Origin of the sequence: Vibrio sp. GLN_1 (assembly GCF_043106015.1) — a bacterium.
Lineage (GTDB): Bacteria > Pseudomonadota > Gammaproteobacteria > Enterobacterales > Vibrionaceae > Vibrio > Vibrio parahaemolyticus.
Genome location: NZ_JBICMD010000035.1, coordinates 11,195 through 35,701, shown reverse-complemented (window position 1 = coordinate 35,701; position 24,507 = coordinate 11,195). Strand labels below are relative to the sequence as shown.

Below are 24,507 nucleotides of genomic sequence, written 5' to 3'. Positions count from 1 at the left end.
GTATGGCGTATTTCACTATAACTTCGACAACATTGACTATGACAATATGTAGAGCGCTATTTACAAAGTACGCTAAGTCTATCGGCATTTTGCTCAGTATGTTTAGTTTTTTTGTGCATTCGGCAACAGATAATCAGATAGAACAAATAAAATTGGCAGCAGAACAACATATTCTTGCCACGGTAGAGCAGCCAGCCGGAGGTGAATTGACTGTGAATGCGGCAGACATTGACTCTCGAATCAAGGCAACAGACTGCCCTGAACCACTCGATACATCAGCTTCTTCCACCAGCAGCACCCGCAGCAATATCAATGTGTTGGTAGAATGCCCTGCTGATGACTGGAAAGTGTATGTCCCTGTTCGTGTCTCCTCTTCAGTACCAATGATCGTCGCAACTCGACAACTTGGCCGAGGTGAGATCATCAGCGCATCCGATGTCACAACGTCCATGATTGAGCTTCAACGCTTTCGCAAAGATGGCTTTTCCAGCTTCGAACAAGTGGTCGGTGCAAAGTTAAAACGTAGCGTTCGCCTTGGTGATGTGGTTGAGCGCAATGATGTTTGCGTGGTTTGCCGTAATGAAAAAGTGACAATAAAGGCCGTAAAATCAGGCATGACGATCACAACACAAGGCACAGCATTGCAAGATGGAGCCACGGGCGATCAAGTAAGAGTGAAAAATGACAAGTCACAACGTATAATAGAGGGCATAGTGACTGACATTGCGGAAATTACCGTCACCTTTTAACCTTTATTTAGGTGGCACAACCGCATTGTGAAAATTGATCAATAAAAATGCAAAAAATGATTAAAGTTATCGTTTGGTTGGTCGATAGTCTGGATACCAGTATTACGATACAAGGCAAAGGTTAAACATGGCAGGTATAGATAATATACGTTCAGGGCAAATGATGTCGACGACCAGTCGCGCGCCTGCACGTAACGATTCAAGTGCGACATCAAGCGCAACTGAATCGAAAAAAGCGCCAGCTCAACAAGACGCTGTATCGCTAAGCCAACAAAGTAAAGCCGTCAGCAAACTCCAAAAGGATATGGCAGCTTCTCCGGCTTACGACAGTGCGAAAGTAGCGGCAATCAAAGAAGCAATCGCAAACGGTTCATACCGCGTTGACCCAGAAAAACTGGCCGACAATATGATCAAGTTTGAAAACGAATTGCAAGGCAAAAGCTAACTGACTTAGGCCCAAGGTAAGTATTTATGGCAGCATTAGTCGATCTCGTAAACTTTCAACTAGAAAATGCTAAGGCACTTTCTACTGTTTTACGTCAGGAAACACAGGCGATTACTGCGCGTGTCTCTTCTGAAATCGAAAGCATCGCCAAACAAAAAATGACACTCATTGATCAGCTAAGAACCACTGATCAGCGAATTGCCTCTCACCCGCATGTCAATCAACTTACCGAAGATGAGCACCTAAGTCAGGTTGTAGCCCAAATCCAATCCATCGTGCTGGACTGTCAACAGGTCAATCGTGTGAATGGAGAATCCCTCAGCCGCGCTCAATTGAGTTTTAACAAGCTCAATAACATGCTTCAACACACTCACGGCAAGATCGGTATGACCTACAATGCCGGCGGAAAAACCCACACTATTTCAACGCTAGGCACCAATATTAAAGCCTAACGCTCTAGCCTCTCCTTCCTCATTAGGCAAAGCCATCAAATCAACCCATAAAAAAAGCGACCAATTGTTGCCAATCAGCCGCTCGAAAAGATTATCTGTTTAGTGAAGAGGTTTTAGAACAAAGTTTGCTGACGCTTCTCAGGCACTTGTTGAACTTCACCGTAATCGCGTAGCTTATCCATCTTACGGATATCCAAACGTAACTCTGTTACGTAACTGTCTTCAACTAAGTAACTGCGCACGACCTCTGCACCGCGAATCACGCCATCGACCGCACCACTCGTGCTTTCAATGCCAAGACGCTGATCTTCAAGTTCGGCACGACCGCTTACTCGCATGCCGTAAACTTGCTCTGCTAACTCACGATACGCATCAATTTTTGATGCTCGCATCGCGCGCACACGTTTTTCTTCTACCGTGCGGCCAGTTTGTTCGCTTACGCTTGCATAACCTACCGCCACTAAAATTTCATCTTGGCGCATCTGTTGTAATGGCTGACATCCCACAAGTACCAAGGTGGCAATAATAAATAATAACTTCTTCATGGTTCTATCCTATGGGCGGAGAATCACAGTGTATGGCTGGCGAATGGTTGGGTCTGAACGAATCAACACGCCATCTTGGGTACGGATGCTATTTAGCGTATCCAAATCACGGCCGATTCGGTCTGCAGGCAAGAACCCTTGCGCTGTGGCAACCACAACACGGCTTTGCATACCAACAACGCGAGCATTAACCAATACGCCACCTTCTTGACGAAGCATGGTTCCCGTTAACACATACTGAATTTGCTGCTCTTGCGCCAGATCTTGCCAGTCACGGCTTAAGGCAAAGTCGCCTTGCTGCGTCACTTGGATAGATCCTGTCGTTTTAAAATCGACGACTTTAAAACCGCGACGTTGGAACTGATGGATAAACCCTTCAGATACAGAGTTGCCCAACCAGTTGGTCGCATCCATATTTTGCAGATCAACAAACGATGTGATAGCAATTGGTGTACGTGCAGAAACGGCAACGTTAGATACCATCAAATCTTCTGTCATGCTCTCAATAAAGAAGTCCATCGTATGACGAGGACTGTCCATCAACATGAACTGGCTGCCTGAATACGGTTCTTTACCATTATAAATCGGTGAGTACGCGCACGATGTCAAAAGCGTCATCATCGATGCGGCGACAAGCCACTTTTTCATGGTTTGATTCTCCAGATAATCTTGGGTGGCACTGTTCTTTCACAATTCCTTACTGAGTAAAGGTAATATTGGAACAGTCTTTGCTTTTCTTTGTTTGTCGAACTAAGAAAACGCCACCAAACTTCACTGAAATTGATATAGCAATATTTATACCCGAACGGTCATACCCAATGAAAAAAATATTATTTAGCCTACTTTCAATCACTTTCGTTATGCTTCTGCCATTTCGTGCAGTGGCGTCTTGGTACGAAGTGACAGGCGTTGCCACGATCGTTTCTTCTGAAGATGCGGCAAGGCTCCATGCGTTGGAAGACGCTCTATTCAAAGCCGTCAACTTTTCGGGCGCAGACATTGGCAGCATCAGTAACTTGATGCCGCTATTGGAAGAAAACCGCAAAGAATATCAGTTTACTAACCATGAGGTGCGCTACATTCTCGTGGAATCTGAGCGCAAACGCGGTGGTAAAATGGAAATGAAGATCCGAGTGGACATCTATCCATCGGCAACGGGTTGCCACACGGATCAATACAAAAAGACTATTTTGGTCGGTAACATTGACGTTGCCTCCCCCCAACAAGCAGTCATGGGGCAAATCTACCAAGTAGGTGACGATTTCAGCAAAGTCGTTAATCGCCAATTGGATCAAACCTCACGCAGCTTCGTTTCTGTTGGCACGACAGACTACTCAATCAGCAGCAATTATCCAGCTCGCACTCAAATGATTGCGCAGGACAACGGCGCACAATACATTATTGGCGGCGTGATTACTGACTTAACGGCAACGATTGAATCTCAACTCTTAAAAGACGACATCATTAACCGTCAGTTTGCTTTAGAGATGAAAGTCTTCGATGGCAAGACAGGCCATGAAGTCTTCAACAAAGCCTACCGCGAAGTCGCGCGTTGGCCATTCGCCAAAACCAGCCAAGTTGATACTCGCAGCGCACGTTTCTGGGCATCGACCTATGGCGAAATGATGCTACGCGTCAGCCGCAACATCATGTTAGACCTCGAGTCCGAACTGTCTTGCAAGATTACCCTACCGGAAGTGGTGGCCGTTTTTGGCAACACCGTCACGATGGATCTGGGCCGCATGCACGGCGTAAAAGAAGGTGACAAACTGCAACTGTGGCACACGGCATCATTCATCGATCAAAAGGGTTTACCACGTAATAAAGTGTCGCAAAGCGAGATCACTTTGACGGTCTCCCGCATCTATGAGCAAGAAGCAGAATTGACGATTGATCAGCCGAATTTGGCGTCCAGCGTTCAAATTGGCGATGTAATGAACAAGATCTTATAAAAGGTCACATTAAGCCTTGAGATATGCTTACTTTTGAATATCATAGACAACGCATCTTATTTGATTATGCCTGTCTAAGTAACTAACAAGTTAGCACTAGGGTTAAAGAAATCAGCAACATGGCTGTGAATTTGTTTAACCTGTAGCAATAACCCAATAGTTACTGTGATTGGTATTACGCCCTCATGGCACAGCTGGATAGCGCAGTCCCCTCCTAAGGGACAGGTCGTAGGTTCGAATCCTACTGGGGGCGCCATATCATAGCCTTAGCTCACCGTTGAGCTAAGGCTTTTTTATACGCGTTTATCGAGCTCATTTCCCGCACACAAGGTTCTCTTCCCGATAATCCAAACGCCCACCAGCAGCATATTGCCGCTTCTGGTCAAACCTCATGCGGGTTGAAAACGCTCGCCGTCGCCCTTAATTACTTCACAGTCACTATTTACAGTTTTGTATTTTATTACTTTAATTATTTATGAGTTTTGCTTACCCTCTCGACTATTAATAAAAATATTAGTTAGCACTATGTCTAAGAGCAATTTAATTACTAACACTGGACACCGCTTTATTTCGAAAGGCAAGACTGCCTTTAAGATCCACATTCATACTCCTGACGATACTGTTTTGCATCGCTCAGTGGGTTTTGTTCGTATTGGAGAGAAAAAGGGCTTGAAGAAAGCCATCAAACTAAGAAATGAGTTGGGTAGAGAAATGTGGGGCAAGTTTTGGCGACGTCTATTAAAAGACCCGTACTTAATGACGCGTCTGCCGCACAGCGTGGAGCCTAAAATCGTTCATAAGCCTAACCCTACCCTAGAGAACCCAGACAACCGAGACACTTGTTACATTGCGAAATGGCGCGAGTTTAACGATAAGGGTGAATACAAATACAAGACGGTAGTACGTTCGATTAACAAATACGGCAAACTTGCCGCTTACATGCAAACGAAAAAGGCACTACTAGAAGCCCACAAAGAGAACTTAGAAATCCTCACTTTTATGGGCCGACTCAACAGCATCGATCTGAAGTAATCCACTCTCGTACTTACACAGCTTAAAAGCGCTTCAGACAAATTTCGCTTCACTGCTAAAAATGATTTCGAGAGTTGAACCTCTATCGAACGCAAAAAGAGAACCCGTCATCAACCGGTTCTCTTTTTTTGTGTCCACCATTCACAAATTAAGCGATACAAAATGAACAGATAAAAAAAGCCCCGAAGAGCGAACTCTTCGGGGCATTCAGCTTTAGGCTGCTATTCTACGGTCGGATAGGAGCTTATTGCTGAACTTGGTATTCGAACTCAGGTACAACGATTTCTACGCGACGGTTTTGTTGACGACCTTCACGAGTATCGTTTGATGCGATTGGGTTGTTTTCACCTTCACCGCGAGCTTGGATGCGTGATGCATCGATGCCTTTTTCAACTAGCGCGTTTGCTACAGACTCAGCACGTTTCTCAGAAACTTTTTGGTTGTATGCTGCAGCGCCTGAAGTATCAGTGTAACCAATTACTTCAACCTTCGCTTGTGGGTGCTCGTTTAGGAAAGCAACTAGGTTGTCTAGTTTAGAAGCGCTTTCTGGTTTAAGTGTTGTGCTGTTTAGGTCAAAGCTACCAGTACCGATAGTTTGAGTTTCGAAAGTTTTAGTAACCACTACTGGCTCAACAACTTCTTCTACAACAACTTCTTCAACTACCGGCTCTTCTTCAACTACTACTGGCTCATCGTTGCCGCCGAATTTGAAAGAAACACCTAGAGTTGCAGAGTTACCAGCTGCTTTGCTTACGTTGTTGCTAATGTCAGTAATTGTTTGGTATTCCGCACGTGCTGTAACGTTTTGGCTTAGGTTGAATTCAACACCAGCTGCGCCTAGGTAAGAGTAATCGTCTTTACCGTCGAACATTACGTAAGCACCACCAACTTTACCGTAAAGTGCGATGTCTTGAGTGATTGGTAGGCTGAATTTAGGAGCAAGAGTGATTGCTTCTACGTGGCCACCGAAAGAAGTTTGATCGAAATCACCAACGTTGTCGAAACCAGCTTCTAGTGCAATGTAGTCATTGAATTCGTAACCAACGAAAGCACCAAGAGTTGAGCCATCTTTGTCACAAGATTGACCTGCTACACAAGCATCTTCCAACCAAGATTTACCCATTTTACCGCCCACGTATACTTCTGCTTGAGCTGCTGAAGCCATAAGTAAAGACGCTGAAATTACCGCTGCTAGTTTTTTCATTATTGATTCCTCTAAAGAAGTACTTTTTTTTAATTCGATGACGAAATGCGCCGCCTAATAACACTGACGTTGTATTTCAATTCTTTTTATTCATTCCTTGAGTGGATACCGAAGCAACTTCCGCTTTATGCACATGCAAAAAATTTATGGAAAGTCACTTGAGTATATTTCCAGTGCAGTGATGCATATCGTTATCGAGTTCTCACTGACGGGTTGAACTATAACGCTAAGAAATCACGAGACAAATCCCAAAACTGTCAATTTCATGTCATCAAAAAGTTCCACATTATGTGATCTTGAGCACTCAAAGACCCACCCTACCAACCAAGCAAACGTTTGCGTCACTTTTTAAAACCAGGCAGCTAAAGCAAGTTTATTTCTCAATGTTGAGACAATAATTAGGGAACTTTAGGATTTATAAATATAAATCAGAGAGATATTTTGAATGCGAACGGTTAATTTTCATTCATATTAGGCATATGTGGATTACAAAAACTTATCCATTTTTGAACAACTAAAAAGCAAAACGAGCAGTTTATATTCTTAGCAAGATTAAGCTTTATAGTGCTGTGAACCTTCAGATACAAAAAAGCCGCGACAAATATCGCGGCTTAGAATGACTATTTATTCAGTCTAATTATGCGTTTGCTTCACGTTCAGCAATGAACTCTAGCGCCATTTTGATGCGAGCAACACAACGTTCTTTGCCGATCAACGCCATTACAGCATCAACAGAAGGTGATTGACCGCCGCCTGTCACTGCAACACGAAGTGGCATACCGATTTTACCCATGCCAATTTCAAGCTCTGCACATACGTCAGCGATCATTTGGTGTAGGTTTTCTGTCGTCCACTCTGTGATCGCTTCCACTTTCGCAAGTGCTACTTCTAGAGGTTCTTTCGCTACGCCACGCAGGTGCTTCTTCGCTGCGCCCGCTTCAAACTCAGAGAAATCTTCGTAGAAGTAACGAATTTGTTCAGCAAGCTCAACAAGAGTATGACAACGCTCACCGACTAGCTTGATCACGTCAGTGATCGCAGGGCCGTTTGTTACGTCCAGTTTTTGCTGATCTAGATGCCATTGTAGATGCTCAGCAACATACGCAGGATCTGAGTTCTTGATGTAGTGGTTGTTCAACCATTGCAGTTTATCCGTGTTGAAAGCAGACGCTGACTTAGATACTGCGTTTAGGCTGAACAAGTTGATCATCTCTTCTTGAGAGAAGATTTCTTGGTCGCCATGAGACCAACCTAGACGCACTAAGTAGTTGTTTAGTGCCGCAGGCAGGTAACCCATATCACGGTATTGCATTACTGATACTGCACCATGACGCTTAGACAGTTTCGCACCGTCATCACCTAAGATCATTGCACAGTGTGCAAACGTTGGTACTGGCGCACCCAATGCTTCGTAGATGTTGATTTGACGAGGCGTGTTGTTGATGTGGTCTTCGCCACGAATAACGTGAGTGATACCCATGTCCCAGTCATCCACTACTACACAGAAGTTGTAAGTAGGTGAACCGTCTGTACGACGAATGATTAGGTCATCCATTTGATCGTTGCGGATTTCGATACGGCCACGAATTTGGTCTTCGAATACTACGCTACCCTCTTTTGGGTTACGGAAACGGATAACACATGGGTCACCGTCTTTTGCCGCTTCGTTTGCCGCTTTGATTTTTGGATGGTTTGCATCGTAACGAGGCATTTCTTTGTTTGCTTCTTGCTCTGCACGGATTTCATCTAGCAGCTCTTTAGACGCGTAACACTTGTACGCTTTGTCTTCAGCAAGAAGCTTATCAACCATTTCGTTGTAACGATCAAAACGTTGAGTTTGGTAGTAAGGACCTTCATCCCACTCCAAGCCTAGCCATTCCATGCCTTCTAGAATCGCATCAACGGCTTCCTGAGAGTTACGTTCAAGGTCTGTATCTTCGATACGTAGAACGAATTCGCCACCTTGGTTTTTAGCGTATAGCCAAGAGTAAAGTGCAGTACGCGCACCACCAACGTGTAGATAGCCAGTTGGGCTAGGAGCAAAACGAGTTTTAACCGTCATTTGAGTTCCTTAGGGGTAATGAGCAACGAGAGGGCTCTCGTTGTGATGTCAAGGATAAAAGTGGCGACATTTTACCACCGTAAGTCAATTCTACAATCGGTTTGACACCAGAAATACAAACAGGGCAGCACCAATATAGGTACTGCCCTCTTATTTATTGTTTAAGCGCGAGACGAAATTACTTCAGGTTACGCATCGCCCATTGCATGAACTCTTGTTGCTCTTCACGGCTGAGTTCATTGAACGACTCTTTCAATGTTTTCGTCACCGCCGGAGATTGCGCGATGCTGCTCTTAGTCGCTTGTTTGTTCATTGCGTTGTTGTAGTCGGCCACTTCTCGCTCGTAATCACGAAAACCTTGCAAACCACCTTTACGGAGCTGAACCATAGAGAAATCCACTTCTTTTCCGTTTTTATCCTTTAGTACCACTTTTGGATCGAGTTCGAAGGCTTTCGCTTCTTCAATGGTGCGGAAGGTTTTGTAAGTCAGAGAAAGTTCAGCATCTTTTTCTGCATCAAACTCTAATAAAAGAGGCTGCGAATCAAACTTACGGCGCTTTCCATCTTCAAACACAATTTGACCAACAGTCACCGCTAACTGGTTTTCACCGTCTTTTAGCTCGATACTGTTGTTGTCAGAGATCCACTCAGGGTAAACGAACTCACCATTAATAACGCGAGGCACTAATTCCTTTTGCAGAGTCAACTGAGCAGCGAAGGCAGGCGCAGAAAGGATTGCGCAAATTCCAAGAAGTGTCGTTGTTTTTTTCATCATGGTTTCTCACTTTATACCAATTTAGATAAGCCACTGAAACTTACAGGCCAGTCATTTCAATGGCTTATATGAATAAGTATCAAGATAAAAAGGGCGTTTCCGCCCTTTAAGCTGCTTCTTTATTAGAAGTAGTATTCAACACCTACAGAGAACTCATCGTAGTCAGCTGACTTCCAACGCGCTCCTGATGGTGCATCTAATGGAGACGCACCGTCACCGAAGTCTAGAGTACGAGCACGTACGTAAAGCACTGCAGATGGGTCTACGAAGTACATAACTTGTGCAGATAGTACATCGTCTGCTGTATCGTTAATTGTCTTACCGTCACGTTCTAGGTCGAAGTTCGCTGCGTAACCTAGCTTGTACTGCCAGTCACCTGTTGTGTACATCAGACCTGCAGACATTGCATCTTGCTTCTCGTTCACGCCGTTGCTTGCGTCCGCTTCCATGTATTTGTATTGAGCGAAGAACGAAATACCGTTATCAAACCAACCTTGAACACCAACTAGGTACGTGTTGTTTTCCCAAGTTTGACCTTCAGATTCAATGTTACGGTTACCTTCGTAAGCAGCATCCAATTGTAGTGGACCTAACTTGTAGTGAGCCGCGATGCCGCCCCAGTAATCATCACCGTCACCCAGACCCGCTTTATCACCAGCACCCGCAGCGATGTCTAGAGAGAACTTGTCTGCGTACATTGGAGAGTCCCAACGAATGGTGTTTGATTGACGGTCTTGGTACTTAGCACCACCGATTGCACCACCCCAGTCGTAAACATCGCCTAGACCTGGGTTAGATGCTGGCCAGTCAACCAACTCGTACATAGGTGTCAAAACACGACCTAGACGAACTTGACCCCAAGAAGCACTTTCAAAACCGACGAATGTGTCACGCTCACCAAGACCAGCACCCTCGCCACCAAAGCTAGGGTCTACGTAACCACCTTCGATTTGCCAAATAAAGGTAGGACCGAAGTTAGCAAATTGTTTTTTACCACGGAAACCGATACGAGATTCGTTGTTTAGCTGCATGCCACCAAGTTTGTCATCTTGCTTTGCATCACCAGAATCATAATCGCGGTACGCGGCCTGCATCGCGATGATCCCGTAAACTTCATAAGAGAAAGAATCTTTTGTTAGGTACTCTTTCGCAGCATCGCTGTTTGCGCCATCAGCAAGAGCTGCACCACTGAACATCATGCCTGTGATTGCCGTAGCAAGTAGGCTTTTCTTTAGGTAAGACATTTTTAACCCCTATATTTTTAGTTTTTTCCATTTTCAAATTCGCTAACTAGGACATTGCAGGAACTTGAAACAATGTTTGGACGGGGCAAATATGACAAACTTTTTTCGCAGTAAAAAACTTTCCCAGCAGCAATCTGAGCAAGTTCAAAATGAGAAGATCAAAAACAATATCAACCATTATTTTTCAATTACTTATATAGATAAATAAAAACATAAAAACGTCAAAAGTGAGTTTTTACGCTGTTCTGACATAAGAAAAGCTTCAAATTCGTGAGCGACTTCATTCATGTTTTAGGAGTTTTAACGGAACTTTATATTCAGAGAGAAAAAACCTTGAGATCACTCGCAACACAACAGAGGAAGAAACGGAGCTTTACTGACTGTTTTGACGAAATTGTTTCGCCAATGAAATGCTTGACCTTCCCCTTGATGTAAGGTTTAAGCTCTCTACATCGCTATTATTGAGGACAAGTTTATGAACCAGTTCGTTGTACCGTTATCGGGGCTCAACTGCATGGGTTGTGCAAGGAAAGTAGAGAAAGCGTTACACGCTAATCACGATGTTGAAATCATCAATTTGTCTCCGACCTCTGTAGAATTAAAGACGGATGCGTCTTTATCTGACGTGGTCGCCTCAATTGAATCCCTTGGTTACCAAGCTGGCACCCATTATGAGCTCCAACTATCGGGGCTAAGCTGCGGTGGCTGCGTGAAAAAACTCTCTTCTTTATTAGAGTCCAATCAAGATATTGTCTCTTTCGAAGCTTCGACAACGCACTTACGCATTCATACTCTGCTGACACAAGAGCAAATCATCGATTTGGTGGCAAGCTTAGGCTATAGCGCAAGTTCCGAAGTGATCATAGAAGCAAATACAGAAACAAATGTATCAGCTCCCCAAAAGGCAGACACGCTAACTCAAGTTGAGCAGCAACATCACGGTGAGCCTGAAGTTAAAATTGAAGAGCTACCACCAGCAGGCGCGACACAATTACAAATGCTGATTCAAGGGATGACGTGTGCCAGCTGTGTTGCCTCTGTTGAAAAAGCGCTGACTCAAGTCCAAGGCGTTGAAAAAGCGCAAGTCAACCTGGCTGAGCAAAGTGCGTTGGTCTTTGTCGATAACGATTCTGACGACTTGCACGCCGAGATTTTAGAATCGGTTAAACAAGCCGGGTATCAGGGTGAAATTCTACAAGACGCCGCAACCCAGCAAGAAAAACAAGCGCAGCAACAACGTCAGCAGCAAAAACGCTTCAAACTGGATGCTATTGCTGGCCTTGTCGTCGGTGCCCCTTTAATGATTTGGGGCGTTGCTGGCGGCAATATGATGATTCGCAACACCAACGACCAATTAGCTTGGGGCGCGATCGGTATCGTATGTTTGCTCCTTCTTGCCACGGCGGGTAAACACTTCTTTAGTAACGCTTGGTTAGCGGCCACTCACAAACGCGCCACAATGGATACCTTGGTTGCACTCGGTACGGGTGCGGCATGGTTTTACTCGATGTTGGTGGTGATTTTTCCTGACTGGTTCCCAATGGCTTCTCGTCATGTCTATTTTGAAGCCAGCGCGATGATCATTGGTTTGATTTCACTTGGTCACTATATAGAAGCTAAAGCTAAGGCGAACACAACGCGTTCCTTACAAGCGTTGATTAACTTACAACCTCAGCAAGCTACGGTAATCACGGAACAAGGCGACCAACAAATAACGGTTGAGCAAATCACGTTGGGCATGAAACTGCGTATCAAACCCGGCGAAAAAGTGCCTGTTGATGGCGTTGTGACTCAAGGTGAATCGTACATTGATGAATCTATGCTCACTGGTGAACCTGTTCCTGTATTAAAAGCGCAAGAGGCTCAAGTCTCCGCAGGTACTTTGAACACAGATGGAGCCTTAATCATTGAGGCAACGGGCATTGGCGCAAATACCATGCTGGCTCGAATCATCCGCATGGTGCGTACAGCGCAAAGCAGTAAGCCTGCCATCGCGAAATTGGCAGACCAGATTTCATCGGTGTTTGTCCCTGTCGTTGTTGGTATAGCAATACTGGCCGCGCTCGTTTGGTTTGCCGTTGGCCCAGAGCCAAAAGCGAGTTATATGCTTGTGGTCACCACAACGGTACTGATCATCGCCTGCCCTTGCGCTCTAGGCTTAGCAACCCCACTTTCTGTCACGGTGGGAGTGGGTAAGGCCGCTGAACTCGGCATTTTGATCAAAGACGCCGATGCCCTGCAATTGGCAAGCAAAGTCGACACGGTTGTATTCGACAAAACGGGCACACTAACCCAAGGAAAACCGAGCGTTCAGCAAGTGTTTACTCACGCCACCAGCCAAGAAGATCTATTGGCTTTAGCGTATGCGGCAGAGCGTCAGTCTGAGCACCCACTGGCAAAAGCGGTGTGTGATTATGCCAAACAACACAACGCAAAAGACGTCTCATTAGACAAGTTTGAGAACGTTCGCGGACGCGGCATTTTGGCGACGTATCAAGATAAACCGCTGCTTATTGGTTCGCTGCAGTTCATGCAAGCAGAAAACGTAGAGACCAGCGCATTAAAACCTGCCATCGATGAATGCGCAAAAAATGCGTGGACTCCGGTAGCTGTGGCATTGAACGGCGAACTGATCGGTCTGATTGCCATTGCCGACCCAATCAAATCAGATGCGAAACAAGCGCTCTCTGCATTAAAATCGCAAGGCATCAAAACGGTAATGCTGACGGGAGATAACCAACACGTTGCCAATGCTATCGGCCAAGAACTTGGCATTGATGAAGTGATCGCCCAAGTAATGCCAGATGAAAAAGCTCAGCACATTGAGCAACTTCAATCTCAAGGACATGTCGTGGCAATGGTGGGGGATGGTATTAACGACGCCCCTGCTCTCGCGTTAGCCAACCTTGGTATTGCCATGGGTAGCGGAAGTGATGTCGCCATTGAAAGTTCGCAAATGACCATCCTGAACACGTCACCAATGGCGGTAGTACATGCGATTGAACTGTCTCGCGCTACACTTAAAAATATGAAGCAAAACCTATTTGGTGCCTTTGTTTACAACTCGTTGGGTATTCCAGTTGCCGCTGGCGTGCTTTACCCAGCATTTGGATTTTTGCTCAGTCCTGTTGTCGCAGGAGCGGCAATGGCACTGTCTTCAATTACTGTCGTTAGTAATGCAAATCGACTACGACTGTTTTCAGTAAAATAACCACTTCTTTTTGAGGGTATTATGAAGTTGAAACTATTGACCTTTGCAATGCTTGCGACCGTGTCCGCCAACGTATTGGCAGCCGATGTCATTAACCACAAATCGCCATACTGTGGCTGTTGTGGAGAATGGACAAAACACATGGAAGAGAACGGCTTTACGGTCGAAGAAAAATTGCACGATGACATGAACGCCATCAAACGCGATCTAGGCATCAAGAACGAACAGCTTTATTCTTGCCACACGGCAGAGATCAACGGCTATGTGTTCGAAGGTCACATTCCAGCCGAAGACATTAAAGCGTTCTTAGAAAATCCACCACGTAACGCGAAAGGTTTAACTGTACCAGGTATGCCAATGGGCTCTCCGGGTATGGAATATGGCGACAAAAAAGACAGCTACACGGTCTACGCCTTTAACGAAAAAGGCCAAGTTTTCGAATACCGCCGCCACGAAGGTAACGACAAGTAATAAGAAAGCCCAGCAAACCAATTGCTGGGCTTTTTCTTAATGGACAGTTAAGACAAATATAAAATTAGAAGCCGTAAGAAGCACCAAATACAAAAGCGTTATTCACTAGGCTGTCACCACTCGCGTTTTCTGCGCCATGAGCTTGAGAGCGTAATTCAAAGTAAGGCTGAACACCTTTACGCGTCCATGTCGCACGGAACTCGTGATCCATAGTTTCTGCTTCAATCATGTAAACGTTGTTGTAGCTCAGCGTCACATCTTCATTCATCACGTAACCGATGCGGTTATCCATGCGGTAATCTGTATCCGCATCTGCGTCTGTAGCGTCGATGTGAGCACGAGTACGGTTACTTAATGAGATGCCGTTATCGAAGTTGTAGCCGATCTTAACCAGTGGACGATATTGCACGTTCTCACCGGCAGAAAACAGGTGTTGGTAACCCGCCGCAACCCATAGATGATCGGTAATGTTGAATGACTGCTCACCACCCACGGTAATTGCAGGAGTCGTATTGCCTGCTCCGCCATTTTCAGTTTCCAACTTACCCAGTTGAATACCATCAAACTCAGTGTAAACCGTAAAGCCACCAAATTGGTTATCAAAAGTATGACCAGCTTCAAGGGTAGACGTCACGTCAGAGCCATGAATTCGACCATCATCGTGGAATTGAACGTTACCCGTTACGTAAGAAGAACCAGCAAAAGCGCTAGAAGCGAAAGCGAGTGAAAGAGCACTCAGTGCAAAGATGTTTTTCATAATTACTGCCTTTAATTATTCACGTTATGCGATGGTTCCATGGGCTTCTTTTCCCGATCATCGCAAGCCTTGGAATGTGCCTCCGTGGCGGTGGCCATACTGAAATAATTAATTCGCAATGGAAAATAAATCCGTTTAAAAAGTGATCTCGTTCAAACCCGACTCTATAACCATAATAAAAACACTGGTAATTACAGACACTTGCGTTGATTTATAAAAATTCGTCAAAAAAATAAAATGTGATCATAAACAACTAACGATTTAATAAATGGCGAAATAACCCGACTCACTTCACATTTAATTTCTATCTTTAACACCAAAACTTATTTATCAATGCAAAATATTAAGACTTCGATCACACTTAATTTCCCTTGAAAATAAAGAAAGCCTCAACATACGTGAGGCTTTGCCAAAAATTAACTTACAAGAATCGTGTTATTTTACGCTAGTCACACGACTTGTTTTCTCACCTGTTGCCGATACAGATCGGATGAACACTTCACCTTTCACATTTGGACGAGCATTGTCTACGTAATTCAGCCAGTTTTTGCCGTCTAGAGAGTATTGAAGCTTCACGCCAGGAAACTGAACGTTCATTGCTAGCTTACCATCTTCTACTTTCGCACCTGGTACAGGCAGGCGGTAGTCGATACCAGATTTCTCTAACTTAGCCAGCTCACGTTGACCAAGCACGTTTGCAAAGCGGTTGTAGTCTTGGTTTAGCGATGCTTTATCAACTAGGTTAGAGTTTTGCGAGTATTCAACACCCACTTTGTAGTCGTTTTCCCACTCAGCACGGTGCCATGCACGCTCTGCCGCAGCAAGTACGCGAGGGAATACCATGTACTCGAACTGCTCGTCGTTACGCACGGTTTCAGACCAAAGCTGTGCAGATAGACCGTAGAAAGGTTTCGCTGCGATTTCACCTTTACCAGTAAAGCCATTGCCATCGCGGTCAACTGAGGTTTCCGCGTTCTGAGGCATGTTCTCTGGTGCAAAACCGAACATCTTACGAGTATCTGTTGCACGTGTTGCCCAGTAGTAACCACGCTCTTTCGGGTCTACTTCGTATGGCATGTCCATGTACACGTAATCTGGGTTAGAAACGATCACGTCATAACCTTTCTTAGACCACTCGTACACTGATGAAGTACCGCCCCAGTACAGAACGTCCCAGAAGTTAACGCGTGTGTTTTCGGTTGCAAATGCCTTCTCACCTTCGCTGTACTTCAAGCCATCTTGCCATGCTTGGAAGCTTGGAATGCCCTTCTCTGCTACGATCTTCGACACTTGTTCTGCAAAGTGACTTGGAAGGTGACCAAAATCGCTTACTGTACCGTCTGCGATTAGCGTCTGACATTGTGGAGACTGCGCGAATGGCTTGTCTTGTTTCGACAGATCAATCGTGCCCTTCCAGCTAACTTTGTCTTGTGCGTTAACGTCTTGGAAACCCGCACCTAACTTAATGTTCTTCGCTTCATCACCACCAAAGTGCCATGTTGTTAGAGGCGCGCCTGCTTCCGTGTGCATTGCTGCCACTTCTGAAATCACTTTATCTACGAAGCGAGTGGAAGATTCCATACATGGGTTGATAAAGCTCTGCTTGTTGTAGAACTGAACCGTTGTTACGTTCGATGTATCTTGAGGATCCATCAGACGGTACTCGTTCGCTTCCGCTTCTTTACCTTCTTCGATTAGGCGGTTGTAACGTGCTTCCATTGAGATAACTGCTGCTCGAGCGTGTGCTGGCATATCAATTTCAGGAATTACTTCGATGTTACGTGCTTTCGCATACTTTAGGATTTCCACGTAATCTGCTTTGCTGAAGTAACCTGAACCGAAGTTGTCAGAAGTTGAGCCAGAACCTAGTTGTGGCAACAAGCAACTTTTTTCTTCAAGGTCAAAACAGCGGTTAGAACCTACTTCAGTCAGCTCTGGCAGACCCGGAATTTCAAGACGCCAACCCTCATCATCCGTTAGGTGAAGGTGCAGTTTGTTCATCTTGTACGCCGCCATTTGGTCTAGCGTTGCAAGGATGGCATCTTTAGAGTGGAAGTTACGAGCCACATCCACCATCACGCCACGGTAGTCAAAACGTGGTGCGTCTTGGATGGACAGTTGTGGTAGAGAATCAGCATTTTGGCTATCTACCAGGCCAAAGATAGATTGTACCGCGTAGAAAGCACCCACTTTATCAAATGCTTTAATCGCGATACCGTCGCCGTTGATGCTCATTTCGTAAGCACCCGATTTTGCTAATTCACCGGTGAAGTCTGCAGGAACAACAGTGATGCTTACAGGAAGATCACCACGAACATCCACACCTACCACTTCTGCACGATCTTGAATCGCTGCGAACTGAGCCGCATCAAATACGTCTTTAGGCAGCGCAATACCTTCTGTAATATCGACTTTGCCTTTGCCCGCCTCAACGTGCATTGGCGTTGGTAACAACGTCGTGGAGACATCTTGTTTAACTAAGTCGTCGTTCTTCTCGAAACGCGATACCGCACTGGCAAAGATGTTGTTGTCATCTGGTGTACGTTTTAGGTTATTACCCTCAAGACCAGTGACAAAAGAAGCCACATCTTCAGTATTGAGAGAAGCGATCATTTTAGGTTCAGCGTTTGGCGCTGCAACAAATGCACCCGGCATAAAGTCTGTTTCAAAAAGCTGCCAGTATTCACCGATCAGAGGAAGAACAACCTCTTCACCCGCTGCAAAACCATCAAACTTATCAGTTGGTTCAAGTTTGTGTAGATCACCCGTTACGCGAGAGATTTTAAACTGTTCATTGTCGACATCTAGGATCAAACGAATGCTGTGAAAGTAGATCGCCCAATCTTTTGAGTTAACTGCTTCGCCTTGGTTTACTAGCGTCATGTTGACCTTGTTACAAGATGCCCACTCAGCGCCCAAATCCTGACATGCAAGACCTTCATTAGCACCATGGTTGGTGAGCACTTGATACTGGATATCAAGGTTATCAGCCAGTGAATTTACAACTTGTTGCTCAGAGCTTTGCAGAGCAGAACAACCTGCTAGTGTTGCAATAACAGAAGCAGCAATCAAACTAGGTTTCAACATCTTACTTTCCCCAAAAAGTCAGTGGTTCAAAACGACAATTACGCAATTTAAAAGCACCCAAATCTGTGGTGCTCAACAATGTCATTCAACATACAAGCAGTTATTTCTAAGCGTAAAATAAATAAAAGTAAGAAGTGATCCAGCTCAAACTCCACTCACCAAGAAAAAATATAAACACATTTATTTCATGTACTTACAACCAACGTCAAAATCGAACAACTTATTTTGACGAGTTTGTTGCGATCTAAATCACCGATTCCGATTGATTTGGTATGACTTTGTAGGATTCGGATCACATCTGATTATTTTGTGAACCATTAATAACAAACTAACCAATTTAGCTTTCGTGAAGTCAATCTCATTTTTAGCGTGTCAAAACTCGTCAATATTGTTTGAAATGACGTTTTTGTCGATTGGTTGGTCTATCCAATCGTTGCAAAAAAGAGTTTTAAAGTGAGCTCTGGTGTCTAAGCTTTATTTGGGTATAAAGTAATATCCCCTGTGAGTTGTAGATGCTGAAATCAGAGTCTCACCATAAGATTCAGCCGAGGATAAAAACTATGTTTCGCCTAATGACACTGATGTCATCTCTTATTGTTATCTTTACCTCCTTTTCGTCCTACGCTGAGCCTCAACACTGGCGAGCTAAAAAAGGCGATACGGAATACATGATTATCGGCTCCGTACATGTCGGTGATAAAAGCATGTATCCACTTCCGAAAAACATCACTAAGTTTTTGGAACAAAGCTCGGGCTTAATTATTGAAGCCGATGTAAGAAGCTCTGAAGGTGTGGTGTACCCAGAGAGTTCGATTCTCTCTAAAGACGTACTCGACAAAACTCAACGCCAACTGTTAGTGAACATCGCCAAAGATCTAGGCATGGCAGAAGCGCAACTTCTCAATGCGCCACCTTGGACCGCAGCTCTGACCATCCAACTCGCGCTAGTCAATAAGCTTGGCTACGTATCGGACAAAGGTGTAGACATGCATCTAATTGGTTTAGCTGAGAAAAAGCACCTGCCAGTCCTCTCGTTAGAATCGGTGCAGTTTCAAATCGATCTTATTGCTGGTCAGCCAAATGGTGGGCAAGAAATGCTGCTGTCCTCGATAGACGAATACGAAGGTGGTGACAAGCTTGTACAGTGTTTGATAGAAAGCTGGAAAAGTGGTGATGGCAGTATGCTGGAAGAGGCATCTTTAACAGACAAAGCGACGGCAGATTTTAACGAAGCGTTCTTATATTCTCGTAACCGTGATTGGGCGAAAAAACTCGATACTGGCAGTGTGCTGCCTAAAAAGTCAGGTAGCTACACCGTTGTGGTTGGAAGTCTGCATCTGGTGGGGAAAGACAACCTTATCGATTTGCTCGCACAACGGGGATTTGAAATTACCCCGCTTGGTAAAACACGCAAAGCAAAGTGCAATATTTAAAACCCAGCCAAAACCATCATTACACATGCGAAAAAGGCTCTACATTTCTGTAGAGCCTTTTTCTTAATATGGTCGATGAAGAGCTATGTTCTAACTTCAGGCAAACCCTATTTAGCTCTATACCATTGACCTCTAAAATTGCTAGCGCTAGAACGACGAAAGCCTGCTCATTGAGCAGGCTTTCTAAAAATGGTCGGTGAAGAGAGATTCGACGCGGCTGGGCTCCCCGACCCAAACCCGATGTTCGAATGCAAATGCATAGAATGCAAAAAGCCGCAGCATTTCTGCTGCGGCTTCTTTGAAAGTGGTCGGTGAAGAGGGATTCGAACCCCCGACCCTCTGGTCCCAAACCAGATGCGCTACCAAGCTGCGCTATTCACCGAGATGTTTAACTGGGGTCTTGTCCCCGTCAACGATGCGTATATTACGGATTCTGATCGGAGACGCAAGTGCTTTTTGCAAAAAAACGTAATGTCTTAATTCGTTTGATGAATAACTGAACACTAGCACGTAAAATGTGATTGATAACCCACAATAAAACACAGTTTGTTAACCTTAGCAACATAATTGATCCAGATCAGTGTGCAAAAAAACACCGCCATTTAGTTTTATGCCTGTCGGGAATATCTTGGAGGAAACATATGGACTTTTGGCTTGATCTCCTATTTGGTAATGCAGTGGGTCTATCGTCAATGATAGTAATCTTTGGGGCATTTGGTCTGATGCTGTTTTACGGCGGTTTCTTCATCTATAAGATCATGAACGACAAATCTCCTCACTAGATCTCGCTTAGCTCTAGAAACGCTTTGCACCGGAGCCGGTTACTTGCCTGCTCCGGTTTTTTATTTGATCTTCTGCCACATCTCGTTGATATAATCCTACCTACCTATCCTGTTCTTATGAGATTGCCACTATGTCTCACGATGACGATTTTGAACTGTTTCAACAGATGATGGGCGATGTTAAGCCAATCAACCAAGACACTGCTGAACACAAAAAAGTCCACCAAGTGACTGATGCACATATTGCCAAACGCGAAGCAGCGATTTGGCTCACCGAAGATGACCCAGAATACCTTTCTCTCGATCATGCAGAAATGCTCAAACCCGATGACTTCGTCGAGTTCAAACGAGATGGTGTTCAAGATGGTGTATTTCGCAAACTTCGCCTTGGGAAGTACCCTATCCAAGCCCGTTTAGACTTGCATCGTAAAACGCTGAAAGAAGCACGTGATGAAGTAGTGAAGTTCTTAAAGCAATGTATCTCAATGGATATTCGTACTGTTGTGATTGTGCACGGCCGCGGCGAACGTTCGAATCCACCAGCATTAATGAAAAGCTTCGTCAGCAGTTGGTTACAACAAATAAAAGAAGTGCAATGCGTGCACAGTGCACAACGCTTTCACGGTGGCAGTGGTGCTGTTTATGTATTGCTAAGAAAAAGCGCAGACAAGAAACTAGAAAACCGCGAACGTCATCAAAAACGGTTAGGTTAAGTTTCTCCTCGGTGCTAGAATGCCCAACCTTATTTCCCCTTCCCACTCGCGGGAAGGGTCATCAAATTCACCGCCGTTGTGAAACGTTAGGAGACCAATATGTCACAAGACAACGCGAAACGCTTAAATAAATTCATCAGCGAAACGGGCTTTTGCTCGCGTCGCGCTGCCGATAAACTGATCGAAGAAGGTCGAGTGACCATTAACGGCAAACAGCCAGAAATGGGCACCAAAGTACTACCTGGTGACGACGTTTGTGTTGATGGCAAGCCTGTCGCTTCAAAAGAAAAGCCGATTTATATCGCCCTCAACAAGCCAACAGGCATCACCTGTACGACTGAGCGTGATATCCCCGGCAATATCGTCGATTTCATCGGTCACAAAAAGCGTATTTTCCCAATTGGTCGACTCGATAAACCTTCGGATGGTTTGATCTTCTTGACTAACGATGGCGACATTGTGAACAAGATTCTGCGCGCTGGTAACAACCACGAAAAAGAATACGTGGTGCGTGTCGACAAGCCGATTACGGACGAATTCCTAAAACAGATGTCGAGTGGTGTTCGAATCCTCGATACCGTAACACTCCCTTGTAAAGTTACGAAAGAAACCAAGTTCTCTTTCCGTATTGTTTTGACGCAAGGCCTAAACCGTCAGATCCGCCGTATGTGTGAAGCACTCGGCTACGAAGTATTTAAACTTCGCCGCGTACGCATCATGAACATCTCTCTAGATGGTATTCCAAATGGTAAATGGCGTTACCTAACCGATGACGAAGTCGCAGAAATTTTAGCAATGTGCGATGGCTCAGTTGGTACCGAGGAAGCGTCAAAGACAGATTCTCGAGGTCGTAATATTCGTAAAGCGACTGATGCGAAACTGTTTGATAGCCGAGAAGAGAACCAAGGTTCGACTGCTCGTCGCAATCAAAAAACGCGCACCTTCCGTGGTAATAACGCTGACGAGTTCCGTCATGCACCTAACTCTAAAAAAGGCCAGCAAAAGCGCCGTCAACGTGATGATGAGAACTCACGCCCTGCGAAAGAGCATTACAAAGCGAAACCTCAAGGTGAACGCGCGAAGCCACAAGGTGAGCATGGCAGACCGCAAAACAAGCCTCAAACACCGAGCAAACCGAAGCAGCATTACGTCAATCCGAATACGACAAGTAAACCGGCAAAACGCACTAGTGGCACATTAAGCCTCAAAAAATAACAATAAAGGACGCTTTCGCGTCCTTTTTCTTTGTTGGTCATTCAACCCAAACTGGCTTACAAGCATAATGGGGCAAACTGCCCTCTGGTCAAAGCCACAAGATCTTGCGGAGCAAGCTCAATTTCTAAGCCTCGTTTACCCGCGCTCACACAAATCGTCTCTTGTTCTTTTGCACTTTCATGTAGAAAGGTTGGCAACGCTTTCTTTTGTCCAAGTGGACTAATGCCGCCAACTACATAACCCGTTGTCTTTTGGGCGATGTCTGGATCTGCCATGTCGGCTTTTTTACCCTTTGCTGCTTTGGCTGCCAATTTTAGATTCAGTTTTTGATCCACAGGAAGGATGGCTACTGCCAAGTTTTTGGGCTCGCCATTAAGGCAAAACAACAGGGTTTTGAATACTTTTTTAGGATCTTGCCCCAACACTTCAGCCGCTTCTAACCCATAGCTGTCTGCTCTCGGGTCATGTTCATACTGGTGAATGGTGTGAGGAACTTTTTTCTTTTTCGCAAGATTAATGGCCGGAGTCATCAAGATTCTCCTTATAAAAATAAAAAACGCAGCCCCCATCAATGGGAGCTGCGCTTTTAGTTAATGATATCAGCGAGTTTGAGTCAAACGCTTTTTCGCAATCAAACTCTATTGATTGACCACATTGTTTGTTTGGTACATCACCTCACCAGAAGGTGCGTATTCGTTAACGTCAATTGGACTATGGCTTTCTAGATAGTCTTTCAAGACTTCTGCATCGGTAAAACCTGTGTTGACGTAGCCAGGGTGCGTATCAATTTTAGGGTAACCATCGCCACCAGAAGCGTTGTAACTTGGTACTGTGAAGCGGTAACGACCATCTAAACGCAGTTGCTTGTTACCGATAAATACATTGGTGACTTTGTCATTTTCAATACGCATAGAGATACCCGCAAACTGCGCGTAAGCACCTGAATCAACTGGCTTGGTTGCAACAATGTTTAGGTAATCCAAGACTTCTTGCCCAGACATATCGACGTAAGAAACCATGTTGCCAAATGGCTGCACGGTCAGCACATCTTTGTATGTGATTTCACCAGCTTCAATAGAATCACGCACACCACCTGAGTTCATCACTGCGAAATCAGCTTTTGCACGTTCCATATGAGCCGTTGCAATTAAACGACCTAGATTCGTCTGTTGGAATCGCACGACATCACGGTCACCCTCTAGCTTACCGTTTGATTCCGCAATTTTCACATTCAGCTGGCTTTGGCCTTTTTCTTGGAAAGGACGAAGGAAGTCCAACATCGCTTTGTCTTGAGTAATTTCATCTTGAACAAACACACGTTGTGATTGACCATCCACATTGATTTTTTTCTTCAAGTTTACCGGAATAAGATCGTAGCTCACCATTGATAGTTCGCCGTTACGGAATTCGTAATCGGCACGGCCAACATATTTACCCCACTCATGCGCCTGAACAATGTAAGTACCGTTTTGTTGGTCTGGCTGACACTCATCACCCGGTTTAAAGTTCTTTTTGATAACGTTAGGATCTTCCATACAAACGGGCTCTTGTGAGTGACCACCCACAATCATGTCCAAATCGCCTTCATTAAGGTAACGCGCCAAAGCTACATCACCCGGCGCATTGATGCCACGGTTGCCATTTTCGTAGTGACCCATGTGCGTAACAGCGAAAATCAGATCCGGATTTTCTGTTTTTTTCAGTTCTGCAATCAGCTCTTTCGCTTCCGCTTTCGGGTCGCGGAAGTCCACTTGACCGATAAACTCAGGATTTCCCAACTTCGCGGTATCTTCTGTTGTCAGACCAATAACCGCAATTTTAATGCCTTGCTTATTGAACATCGCGTAAGGTTGGAATAAACGCTTGCCCGTTTTTTTGTCGTAGATGTTGGCTGACAGCATTGGGAAGTTAGCCCAATCTTGCTGTTTGAATAGCACGTCTAGCGGATTATCAAATTCGTGATTGCCTAACGCCATCGCGTCGTAGCCAATCTTACTCATGCCTTTGAAATCTGGTTCAGCGTCTTGTAAATCAGATTCAGGAACGCCGGTATTAATATCACCACCAGACAGCAACAGCACGCTACCTCCTTCTGCTTGAATTTCATCACGCAGATCATCGATCAACGTCTTGCGCGCGGCCATGCCGTACTCACCGTGTTTATTCTGCCAAAAACGACCGTGGTGATCGTTGGTGTGTAAGACAGTCAATTTATAAGTGGTATCTGCATTCCATTCATGAGCAGGTTGCGAAGCACATCCAGCCAGCGAGGCCAAAATAGCGGCACTCAAAGCGGTTTTGATAATCAGACGCTGATTCATTTTTTTTCCTTTTTCTTATCGGGATTACTGATGCACATTTTCAAACATTAGAGCTAT

At 44.9% G+C, this 24,507-nt stretch carries 21 protein-coding genes and 2 tRNA genes; 12 read left to right on the top strand and 11 right to left on the bottom strand.

Annotated elements, in window-relative coordinates:
* Positions 1-2: 2 nt before the first annotated feature.
* The 3 genes from flgA to ACF8OV_RS15255 all read left to right on the top strand — a co-directional run bounded on the left by flgA (position 3) and on the right by ACF8OV_RS15255 (position 1,646).
* Positions 3-749: a flagellar basal body P-ring formation chaperone FlgA gene (gene flgA / locus ACF8OV_RS15265; RefSeq protein WP_005486752.1), complete on the top strand. Its 747-nt coding sequence runs from the start codon at positions 3-5 to the stop codon at positions 747-749.
* A 127-nt stretch (positions 750-876) separates the two neighbouring features.
* The gene (gene flgM / locus ACF8OV_RS15260; protein WP_005453996.1) at positions 877-1,194 is read left to right on the top strand and encodes a flagellar biosynthesis anti-sigma factor FlgM; all 318 of its coding nucleotides are present in this window, start codon (positions 877-879) and stop codon (positions 1,192-1,194) included.
* 26 nt (positions 1,195-1,220) lie between these two features.
* Positions 1,221-1,646, top strand: a complete 426-nt coding sequence (locus ACF8OV_RS15255) for a flagella synthesis protein FlgN (protein ID WP_005454011.1) — start codon at positions 1,221-1,223, stop codon at positions 1,644-1,646.
* 113 nt (positions 1,647-1,759) lie between these two features.
* On the opposite strand, the gene flgP is transcribed toward ACF8OV_RS15255, so the two are convergent.
* Both flgP and ACF8OV_RS15245 read right to left on the bottom strand, forming a co-directional pair.
* On the bottom strand, positions 1,760-2,191 hold the full coding sequence (gene flgP, locus ACF8OV_RS15250; protein WP_005453982.1) for a flagellar assembly lipoprotein FlgP: 432 nt from the start codon (positions 2,189-2,191) through the stop codon (positions 1,760-1,762).
* Positions 2,192-2,200: 9 nt separating this feature from the next.
* Complete coding sequence (locus tag ACF8OV_RS15245; RefSeq protein WP_005382013.1) at positions 2,201-2,839, bottom strand: FlgO family outer membrane protein; 639 nt, start codon at positions 2,837-2,839, stop codon at positions 2,201-2,203.
* A gap of 170 nt (positions 2,840-3,009) precedes the next feature.
* Between ACF8OV_RS15245 and ACF8OV_RS15240 the strand changes: the two genes are divergently transcribed.
* From ACF8OV_RS15240 to ACF8OV_RS15230, 3 genes are all read left to right on the top strand, one after another.
* Positions 3,010-4,143 (top strand): flagellar assembly protein FlgT, encoded by a 1,134-nt coding sequence (locus tag ACF8OV_RS15240; RefSeq protein WP_005496141.1) that lies wholly within the window; start codon positions 3,010-3,012, stop codon positions 4,141-4,143.
* A gap of 179 nt (positions 4,144-4,322) precedes the next feature.
* Positions 4,323-4,399, top strand: a tRNA-Arg gene (locus ACF8OV_RS15235).
* A 269-nt stretch (positions 4,400-4,668) separates the two neighbouring features.
* Complete coding sequence (locus tag ACF8OV_RS15230; protein ID WP_005482262.1) at positions 4,669-5,175, top strand: hypothetical protein; 507 nt, start codon at positions 4,669-4,671, stop codon at positions 5,173-5,175.
* 244 nt (positions 5,176-5,419) lie between these two features.
* Here ACF8OV_RS15230 and ACF8OV_RS15225 read toward each other — a convergent pair whose 3' ends face one another.
* From ACF8OV_RS15225 to chiP, 4 genes are all read right to left on the bottom strand, one after another.
* Positions 5,420-6,379 (bottom strand): OmpA family protein, encoded by a 960-nt coding sequence (locus ACF8OV_RS15225; protein ID WP_025500673.1) that lies wholly within the window; start codon positions 6,377-6,379, stop codon positions 5,420-5,422.
* A gap of 637 nt (positions 6,380-7,016) precedes the next feature.
* On the bottom strand, positions 7,017-8,441 hold the full coding sequence (gene gltX, locus ACF8OV_RS15220; RefSeq protein WP_392404381.1) for a glutamate--tRNA ligase: 1,425 nt from the start codon (positions 8,439-8,441) through the stop codon (positions 7,017-7,019).
* A gap of 178 nt (positions 8,442-8,619) precedes the next feature.
* A complete protein-coding gene (locus tag ACF8OV_RS15215; protein WP_005453993.1) occupies positions 8,620-9,216 on the bottom strand; it encodes a DUF2057 domain-containing protein in 597 nt (198 codons plus the stop codon).
* A 122-nt stretch (positions 9,217-9,338) separates the two neighbouring features.
* Positions 9,339-10,460: a chitoporin gene (chiP, locus tag ACF8OV_RS15210; protein WP_203504845.1), complete on the bottom strand. Its 1,122-nt coding sequence runs from the start codon at positions 10,458-10,460 to the stop codon at positions 9,339-9,341.
* Between the two features lie 475 nt (positions 10,461-10,935).
* Between chiP and ACF8OV_RS15205 the strand changes: the two genes are divergently transcribed.
* A complete protein-coding gene (locus ACF8OV_RS15205) occupies positions 10,936-13,671 on the top strand; it encodes a heavy metal translocating P-type ATPase (protein ID WP_203504847.1) in 2,736 nt (911 codons plus the stop codon).
* A 21-nt stretch (positions 13,672-13,692) separates the two neighbouring features.
* A complete protein-coding gene (locus tag ACF8OV_RS15200) occupies positions 13,693-14,142 on the top strand; it encodes a DUF411 domain-containing protein (protein ID WP_005454003.1) in 450 nt (149 codons plus the stop codon).
* Between the two features lie 64 nt (positions 14,143-14,206).
* Here ACF8OV_RS15200 and ACF8OV_RS15195 read toward each other — a convergent pair whose 3' ends face one another.
* Both ACF8OV_RS15195 and ACF8OV_RS15190 read right to left on the bottom strand, forming a co-directional pair.
* Positions 14,207-14,899 carry an oligogalacturonate-specific porin KdgM family protein gene (locus tag ACF8OV_RS15195; protein ID WP_005453980.1) on the bottom strand — a complete coding sequence of 231 codons (693 nt, stop codon included), beginning with the start codon at positions 14,897-14,899 and terminating at the stop codon, positions 14,207-14,209.
* 435 nt (positions 14,900-15,334) lie between these two features.
* The gene (locus ACF8OV_RS15190; RefSeq protein ID WP_005489828.1) at positions 15,335-17,986 is read right to left on the bottom strand and encodes a beta-N-acetylhexosaminidase; all 2,652 of its coding nucleotides are present in this window, start codon (positions 17,984-17,986) and stop codon (positions 15,335-15,337) included.
* Between the two features lie 560 nt (positions 17,987-18,546).
* Between ACF8OV_RS15190 and ACF8OV_RS15185 the strand changes: the two genes are divergently transcribed.
* Positions 18,547-19,419 (top strand): TraB/GumN family protein, encoded by an 873-nt coding sequence (locus ACF8OV_RS15185; protein ID WP_025521421.1) that lies wholly within the window; start codon positions 18,547-18,549, stop codon positions 19,417-19,419.
* A 305-nt stretch (positions 19,420-19,724) separates the two neighbouring features.
* On the opposite strand, the gene ACF8OV_RS15180 is transcribed toward ACF8OV_RS15185, so the two are convergent.
* Positions 19,725-19,801 (bottom strand) — tRNA-Pro (locus ACF8OV_RS15180).
* 259 nt (positions 19,802-20,060) lie between these two features.
* Between ACF8OV_RS15180 and ACF8OV_RS15175 the strand changes: the two genes are divergently transcribed.
* The 3 genes from ACF8OV_RS15175 (at position 20,061) to rluF (ending at position 22,129) form a co-directional block, all read left to right on the top strand.
* A complete protein-coding gene (locus ACF8OV_RS15175) occupies positions 20,061-20,201 on the top strand; it encodes a DUF3149 domain-containing protein (protein ID WP_005489851.1) in 141 nt (46 codons plus the stop codon).
* Between the two features lie 131 nt (positions 20,202-20,332).
* A complete protein-coding gene (gene smrA, locus ACF8OV_RS15170; protein WP_005481355.1) occupies positions 20,333-20,914 on the top strand; it encodes a DNA endonuclease SmrA in 582 nt (193 codons plus the stop codon).
* Between the two features lie 99 nt (positions 20,915-21,013).
* On the top strand, positions 21,014-22,129 hold the full coding sequence (gene rluF, locus ACF8OV_RS15165) for a 23S rRNA pseudouridine(2604) synthase RluF (RefSeq protein WP_005496155.1): 1,116 nt from the start codon (positions 21,014-21,016) through the stop codon (positions 22,127-22,129).
* A gap of 56 nt (positions 22,130-22,185) precedes the next feature.
* Here rluF and ybaK read toward each other — a convergent pair whose 3' ends face one another.
* A complete protein-coding gene (gene ybaK / locus ACF8OV_RS15160) occupies positions 22,186-22,659 on the bottom strand; it encodes a Cys-tRNA(Pro) deacylase (RefSeq protein WP_025552458.1) in 474 nt (157 codons plus the stop codon).
* A 108-nt stretch (positions 22,660-22,767) separates the two neighbouring features.
* Entirely contained in the window at positions 22,768-24,450 is a 1,683-nt protein-coding gene (gene ushA, locus ACF8OV_RS15155; RefSeq protein ID WP_203504860.1) for a bifunctional UDP-sugar hydrolase/5'-nucleotidase UshA, read from the bottom strand.
* Positions 24,451-24,507: the final 57 nt, after the last annotated feature.